The organism is Roseiarcus sp., from assembly GCF_052145395.1.
Lineage (GTDB): Bacteria > Pseudomonadota > Alphaproteobacteria > Rhizobiales > Beijerinckiaceae > Roseiarcus.
Map to the genome: position 1 here is coordinate 1 of NZ_JBKQOT010000107.1, position 6,861 is coordinate 6,861.

Annotated in this window: 6 protein-coding genes and 1 pseudogene; 3 read left to right on the top strand and 4 right to left on the bottom strand. The window is 65.7% G+C overall.

All coding sequences use genetic code 11. The features are described 5' to 3' along the window. Positions 1-202 precede the first annotated feature (202 nt). The 3 genes from ACLP25_RS03815 to ACLP25_RS03825 all read right to left on the bottom strand — a co-directional run bounded on the left by ACLP25_RS03815 (position 203) and on the right by ACLP25_RS03825 (position 2,977). On the bottom strand, positions 203-1,387 hold the full coding sequence (locus tag ACLP25_RS03815) for a hydroxymethylglutaryl-CoA reductase (RefSeq protein WP_442467902.1): 1,185 nt from the start codon (positions 1,385-1,387) through the stop codon (positions 203-205). 106 nt (positions 1,388-1,493) lie between these two features. Continuing rightward, positions 1,494-2,366, bottom strand: a complete 873-nt coding sequence (locus tag ACLP25_RS03820; RefSeq protein WP_442467903.1) for an MFS transporter — start codon at positions 2,364-2,366, stop codon at positions 1,494-1,496. 179 nt (positions 2,367-2,545) lie between these two features. Further along, complete coding sequence (locus ACLP25_RS03825) at positions 2,546-2,977, bottom strand: winged helix-turn-helix transcriptional regulator (protein ID WP_442467907.1); 432 nt, start codon at positions 2,975-2,977, stop codon at positions 2,546-2,548. A gap of 47 nt (positions 2,978-3,024) precedes the next feature. Here ACLP25_RS03825 and ACLP25_RS03830 point away from each other — a divergent pair, with 47 nt between their 5' ends. From ACLP25_RS03830 to ACLP25_RS03840, 3 genes and pseudogenes are all read left to right on the top strand, one after another. Continuing rightward, entirely contained in the window at positions 3,025-3,639 is a 615-nt protein-coding gene (locus tag ACLP25_RS03830) for an NAD(P)-dependent oxidoreductase (RefSeq protein ID WP_442467908.1), read from the top strand. A 138-nt stretch (positions 3,640-3,777) separates the two neighbouring features. Then, positions 3,778-5,313 (top strand): annotated as a pseudogene (locus ACLP25_RS03835) (catalase); the annotation flags it as partial. A gap of 370 nt (positions 5,314-5,683) precedes the next feature. Beyond that, on the top strand, positions 5,684-5,935 hold the full coding sequence (locus tag ACLP25_RS03840) for a hypothetical protein (protein ID WP_442467904.1): 252 nt from the start codon (positions 5,684-5,686) through the stop codon (positions 5,933-5,935). A 55-nt stretch (positions 5,936-5,990) separates the two neighbouring features. On the opposite strand, the gene ACLP25_RS03845 is transcribed toward ACLP25_RS03840, so the two are convergent. Further along, complete coding sequence (locus tag ACLP25_RS03845) at positions 5,991-6,575, bottom strand: beta-class carbonic anhydrase (protein WP_442467905.1); 585 nt, start codon at positions 6,573-6,575, stop codon at positions 5,991-5,993. Positions 6,576-6,861 lie beyond the last annotated feature (286 nt).

Here is a 6,861-nt window from a genome sequence, read left to right on the forward strand (position 1 = left end):
CCGGCATCGAGCGGGAATGAGACAGTCGAACGACGTGCAACAACGCCCGGCGACGATGCTTTTTCACTGACAGGGCTTTTGCGGCAGGCGAAAGCCGCGCCTGTCGCGACCGCGATTTCCTTATCGCGCTTGGCGGCCCCGTCCCGCGACGGTCCGCGGGCGTAGCCGCGCCGGAGGCGGGTTGGGCAGGTCGAAAGCAGTGCTAGGGAGGCCGGTTGCGTCCCAAGCGCTCGTGGCTGGACACCCAGTCTCCCGAAAGGATCGCGCAGGAGAGCGAAATGTCGCCCGCCAGCGCGACGGCCGCGCAGATCTCGGCGAGCTTGTCCGCCTTGCCGGAGCCCTGGCAGCCGAGCATCGCCAAGCACTCGCTCTGGGTCGCAAGCCCGGTCCCGCCGCCGACCGTGGCGACGATCAGGGCGGGCAGGGTGATCGACCAGTAGTAATCGCCGTCCTCGAGCAATTGCGCGTAGACGATCGCGGCATGCGACTCGGCGACGTTAGCCGCGTCCTGCCCAGTGGCGATGAACATCGCGGCGAGCCCGTTCGCGGCATGGGCGCCGTTGTTGGCGGAGCCCGCGAGAAAGGCGCCGGCCTGGGAAACCTGACGGGCGTAGAAGAGGTCTCGCGGGTCCACCCGCATCATTCGTTTCAGGGCCTCCTTGCCGAGGACGGCCTCGGCGACGACGCGCCGGCCGCGCGTCGCGAGCATGTTCATCTGCGAGTGCTTCTTGTCGGTGTCGGTGTTGCCCGAGAGAATGTATCGCGCGCCGCCCGGCCGGTTGGCGCGGATCCATTCGCAAGCCGCCGCGGTCGCCTTGCCGGACATGTTCTGGCCGGCGGCGTCGCCGGTGGTGAAATTGAACCGCAGGTGCCGCGTCGGGCCGACGGCGAACTGCTGGATCGACACGAGCTTGCCCGAGCGCGTCGTTGTCTCGGCGGCCGCCTTGATCGCCTCGAAATGCGCGTCGACCCACGCGCCGAATTCGCGCGCCTCGAGGGCGTCCTCGAACAGGAAAACCGGCGAGCGCTGCATCGACCGCGCGACCACCGTCGCCTTGGCGCCGCCGCACTCGGTGATGAGGCGCATGCCGCGATTGTAGCTGGCGACCAGCGTCCCCTCGGTGGTCGCCATCGGAATGTAAAATTCGCCTTGCGCGCGCTCGCCGTTGATGCGCAGCGGCCCGGCGAGCCCGATCGGCACCTGCGCCGCGCCGATGAAATTCTCGATATTGCCCGGAAGGCTTTTCGGATCGAACGCGTAGCGGCCGACATGGTCGAGGCGCGCTTCGGTTCGCGCCTCGATAAAGGCCCGGCGCTCGGCGGCCGCTTCGGGCGTATAGTCGTCGGCGCGGTTTCGCGGAATGCGGGACGCGGGGTCGGTGGTCATGGGACACGTCTCCCCGTGAGCGCATGGAGAGGGGCAGGGTGAACTGCTTCTTCTAGCGCCGGACGCCTTTGACCCGAATGCGGCCCAACGCCACAGGCGTTTCTCATCACGTTGGCATAGCGCGCCTGACGGCGGGGTTCGTGTCGGCGCCGCGCAAGCGCCCATCGTCACGCGTCTCGGGCATGAACAGCGTAACCATCACCGCCTGCGCCGCCACCATGCAGAACGACATCATCGCGGTCGCCTCCCGCGGGAACTGAAGCGCCAGCTTCTGCCCGACGAGCGGCAGGAGCGGGGCGTTGGCGAAATGGAAGAAGAAGGCGCACGCGGCGAAGACGACCAACGACGGGTTCCGAAACAGCGCAAAATCCTCCGCCGCCGCTGCTCCGTGGTCGCGCTCCTTGCCGAGGTCGCGCGCCCGGTCGTGGTCGATCGCGCCGGCCGGAATGCTGAGCACGGCAGCCGACGTCAGGGCCGCGTAGAAAGGCACGAGCAAGAACACGGCCCGCTGGGAAAACAGATAACCGACGAGGCCAGCGACGAGCGCTGTCGCAATGTTCCCGCCATGGTCGAAGGCCGAATTGCGGCCGAGTCTTCGGGCGAAAGCGTCCTTCGGCACGAGGCCGAGGGTCAGCGCGGCGACGGCGGGCGCGAAGGCGTCGCCGGCGATGGCCAGGATGCTGGTCGCGAAAACCATCGGCCAGAAAGTGGGACGGATGACGATGAACAGCGCCGCGACCGACATGGCCGCCATGGTCGCCACGATGACTTCGCGCTTCCCTCGAGTGACGTCGATGGCCGCGCCGATCGGGGTCTGGAGCGCGATGCCAAGGAGACCGCTGGCCGTCGTCACGAGCCCAACTTCGGTCTGCGTCCAGTGCCGGCCGGTGACGAGAAAGACGTTGATGAAAGGGCCAAAGAGATTGCGGACGTCGGCGGACAGAAAATTGAGGGCGTCGAGAGCGAGCGGAATGGACATGCGGCCCCGGCGACGACTGCGCAGCGTCCGGGTGAACGTCCGCTTTAGGGGACTGGTTCCGTCCGACCTCGGCCATGCCGTGGGTGCGACCGCCCGCCGTGCGCCCGTTCCGAAGCGTCCTTGATTCGCATAATGTATATTATGGAACCTAAAGACCTTCGGGCGGTTGGCGTCCGGGTTCAGTCGCGCTTGTCGTAGCGCCGCTGGGCGGTGAGGACCTCGCCGATATGGTCGCGCGCCCAGCGCTGCAGCGCGTCGAGGGTCGCCGAGAGCGTCCGGCCGAGCGGCGTGATCGCATATTCGACCGAGACGGGCGTTGTCGGAAGGACCGTACGCGTAACAAGGCCGTCGCGCTCCAGCGCCTTCAGGGTCTGGGACAGCATCTTCTGCGTCAGGCCTTCAATGGCGCGCCGCAACGCATTGAAACGCCTCGGCTCCTCGCTGATGAGCGCGAGCGCGAGAACGGTCCACTTGTCTCCGATGCGGTCGAGCAGCACCCGGGTCGGACAGCCCGCGGCATAAGGGTCCGGACGCGCCGTGTCGTCCGGTTCCCTTACGGAAACCTGGTTTCCAAAAGGTGCTTTCTTTACAAGCGCCGCGGCCGCCGTCATCGTATCGCCCTGATACCTGGTATCAAAACCATACTGCATTGGAGGCCATCGTGAAAGTCGCCCTCATCGGCGCGTCCGGACAGGCCGGCTCGCGCCTGCTCGCCGAGCTCTCGGCGCGCGGCCATACCGTCACCGCTATCGCCCGCCATCCCGAAAAGATCGCGGCCCGGCCGGGCGTCACCGCCGTCAAAGGCGACGTCTACGACAAGCGGGGTCTCGTCGCCCTCATCAAGGGCCATGACGCGGTGATCAGCTCAGTCCACTACACGGCGAGCGATCCCGCGCTCATCCTCGAGGCGGTGCGCGAGTCCGGCGTGAAGCGCTATTTCGTCGTCGGCGGCGCCGGCAGTCTCGAGGTCGCGCCGGGCGTGCGCCTGATCGACACGCCCCAGTTCCCGACCGCCTACAAGGCCGAGGCGTCGAAAGGCGCGGAATTCCTCGAACTTTTGCGCACGACGACGGGCGACCTCGACTGGACCTTCCTGTCGCCTTCGGCGATGTTCGCTCCCGGCGAGCGCACCGGCAAATTCCGGATCGGCAAGGACCAGCTTTTGACCAACGACAACGGCAGCAGCATCTCGTTCGAGGACTACGCTATCGCCGCCGTGGACGAGCTGGAAAAGCCGGCCCACATCCGCGAACGGTTCACCGTCGGATACTGACAGGTCAGGGCAGGGGACGCCCCCTGCCCTCTGGAAGCCAGCCACCAACCCCGAAACGGCTTTTCTCGCCGACGACGACGGGAACCGGACGGCCTTGGCGATTGTTAGGGACGATCCCCCACTCAAGGACCCGTCCCGATGGCCAAATCCGCCCCCAAAGCCGCGTCGAAATCCAAACCTGACCCGAAGTCGCGGACTTCGGGTCAGGCGACACGTTCGGACAAGCAGATAGCGCGGGCGGAAACGCTGAAGACCGAGGTTTTGCTGGACGACACCGTCGAGGCGGGGGAGGTCCTGACCACCAACCAAGGATTGCCGCTCGGCGACGACCAGAACTCGCTGAAAGTCGGCGAGCACGGCCCCACCTTGCTCGAGGACTTTCACCTCCGGGAGAAGATCACCCACTTCGACCACGAGCGCATCCCGGAACGCGTGGTGCACGCGCGCGGCGCGGCGGCGCACGGCTATTTCCGGGTCTACGAGGACCTGTCGGAGCTGACCAAGGCCAAGCTCTTCCGCGATCCGTCGAAGCAGACGCCCGTCTTCGTGCGCTTCTCGACCGTCGCCGGGTCGCGAGGGTCGGCCGACACGCCGCGCGACGTGCGCGGATTTGCGGTGAAATTCTATACCGACGAAGGCGTCTGGGACCTGGTCGGCAACAACATGCCGGTTTTCTTCATCCAGGACGCGATCAAGTTCCCCGATTTCATCCATGCGGTGAAGCCCGAGCCGAACAACGAGATTCCGCAGGCGGCTTCCGCGCACGACACGTTCTGGGACTTCGTCTCGCTGACGCCGGAGTCGGCGCACATGCTGATGTGGGTGATGAGCGACCGCGCCCTGCCCCGCAGCTTCGCCATGATGGAAGGTTTTGGTGTCCACACCTTCCGGCTCGTCAACGAGAAAGGCGTGTCACGCTTCGTCAAGTTCCACTGGAAACCGCTGAAAGGTGTCTATTCCCTGTGGTGGGACGAAGCCCAGAAGATCGCCGGCAAGGACCCGGACTTCAACCGCCGCGACATGTTCGAGGCGATCGAGCGCGGCGACTTCCTCGAATGGGAGCTTGGGCTCCAGATCGTCGAGGAGAGGGACGAGCAAAAATTCGGCTTCGACATTCTGGACCCGACCAAGCTCATCCTGGAGGAGGAGGTTCCTGTGCGCCGCGTCGGCCGCATGGTGCTGAACCGCAATCCGGACAATTTTTTTGCCGAGACGGAGCAGGCCGCCTTCCATCTCGGCCACGTCGTGCCCGGTATCGACTTCAGCAACGATCCGCTCCTGCAGGGGCGGCTGTTCTCGTATCTCGATACGCAGCTCAAGCGTGTCGGGCCGAATTTCGCGGAACTGCCGATTAACCGCTCCCTCTGCCCGGTCCACAACAACCAGCGCGACGCCGAGGGGCGCAAAACGATCAATTCCGGCCGCGTTGCCTACTTCCCCAACTCGCTCGGCGGCGGGCGTCCCGCTCAGGGCGGCGACGCCCCGGACGTTTTCCAAAGCTATCCGGCCTCGGTGGAAGGCGTGAAGATCCGGCGGCGAAGCCCGGCCTTCTCCGATCACTTCAGCCAGGCGACCCTATTCTGGAACAGCATGAGCGACTGGGAAAAGGACCACATCGCCGCAGCCTTTTCCTTCGAGCTCAACATGGTCGAGACGGAGGCGGTGCGCGCGCGGGCGATGAACGAGCTCTTGGTCAACATCTCGAGCGAACTGGCGGATCGGGTTTCGGAAAAGACTGGCATCCGCGTCGCACCGGCCGGCGATCCGCTGAACCCGACGCCGTCGGCGCCGACTCCCTCCGGGCCGCTCAAGGCCGACGCCGCCGAGCTTTCCTCGCCTGCGCTTAGCATGAACAAGCGGGCGGACAGCATCAAAGGCCGCAAGGTCGCGATTCTGATCGACGATGGGGTCGACGCCGGCATGCTGGAAGAGATCACGTCCGCGCTCGAAGACGAGGACGCGGTCTTCGACATCATCGGGCCCCACGCGGGCCACGTGGCCGGCGCCGACGGCGAGCGCATCAAGGTCAACAAGGCCGCGCCCAATGCGCCCTCGGTCCTCTACGACGCCGCCATTCTCCCCGGAGGCAGCCGACGCGCTCGCTCGGTCGCGGCTCGCCCACGAGTTTCTCGGCGAGGCCTTCTGGCACGGCAAGCCGCTCGCCTTCTTCGGCGAAGGCCGGCGCCTCCGCGAGGGCGTGCAACTTCCGGCCGGCGCCGACGGCGTCCTTGAGGGCGCGCTCGACATGGAGGCCTTCATCGAGATGATGAAGCAGCACCGCTTCCATCGGCCGTGAACCGGGGATGACCGCTTCTCCCCAAGGGGGAACCGGCCGTCATCGCGGCGCGCCGTCAGGCGACCGCCCTGCCCGCCTCCGTCGCCGCCTTCACCTCCTCGAGGCGGCCTGAGCTGACGTCGTAGACGTAGCCGTAGACCGGTACGTTCTGGGGAACGAGCGGGTGCTCGCGGATGCGGCGGACGTCTTGGACGACGCTTGCCGTCTGGTTCTTGATGGTGTGCCATTTGACGAAATGGCCGGCGGCGTGGCCGCCATGGTGATGGGGATTGGACCAGGTCTTGCGGTCGAACGAGGCGGTCGAGAGGTCGTCGTCGAGCAGGTCCGCGATGATCTCGTCGGAAAAAAGCTCCATGCCGCAGTTGGTGTGGTGGATGACGAACCATTCCTGCGTGCCGAGAAGCTTGTGGGAGATGACCAGCGACCGGATCGCGTCGTCGGTGGCGCGCCCGCCCGCGTTGCGGATGACATGGGCGTCGCCTTCGGCGAGGCCCGCGTATTTCGCCGGATCGAGCCGGGCGTCCATGCAGGTCAGAATGGCGAGTTTTCGACCCGGCGGCAGCGGCAGCTTCCCCTTGTCGCCGAAGTTTTGGACGTAAACGTCGTTGGCCGCGATCACCTCGCTGACGATTTTCGACATGGCTGATCGTTCCCGAAGGGCGGGATTGCCCGGACCAAGAGTTACATATTGTCTATCCGTTTACTAGAATATCTTCAGGTTGAACCGGCTCCATCATTGCGGCCATCCGCCGGGCGCCAAAGCCTGTCGATGGGCCATGGCGACGAATCCGTTTGAGGGAGGCCAGCCGGTCGCCTGGACGCCGCCGACGCGAGACATTTGGATTTCCTCAGGCGTCCGCGGAGACAGGCGCCAGCTCCGCAAATCTCCGGATTCTGGAGGTTGGATTTTCTTGGAATTCCTTGGA

Bases quoted from the DNA above. Each gene is read 5' to 3' on its own strand.
- ACLP25_RS03815 (WP_442467902.1), bottom strand. From the start codon at position 1,387: ATGACCACCGACCCCGCGTCCCGCATTCCGCGAAACCGCGCCGACGAC.
- ACLP25_RS03820 (WP_442467903.1), bottom strand. From the start codon at position 2,366: ATGTCCATTCCGCTCGCTCTCGACGCCCTCAATTTTCTGTCCGCCGAC.
- ACLP25_RS03825 (WP_442467907.1), bottom strand. From the start codon at position 2,977: ATGACGGCGGCCGCGGCGCTTGTAAAGAAAGCACCTTTTGGAAACCAG.
- ACLP25_RS03840 (WP_442467904.1), top strand. From the start codon at position 5,684: ATGCGCCCTCGGTCCTCTACGACGCCGCCATTCTCCCCGGAGGCAGCC.
- ACLP25_RS03845 (WP_442467905.1), bottom strand. From the start codon at position 6,575: ATGTCGAAAATCGTCAGCGAGGTGATCGCGGCCAACGACGTTTACGTC.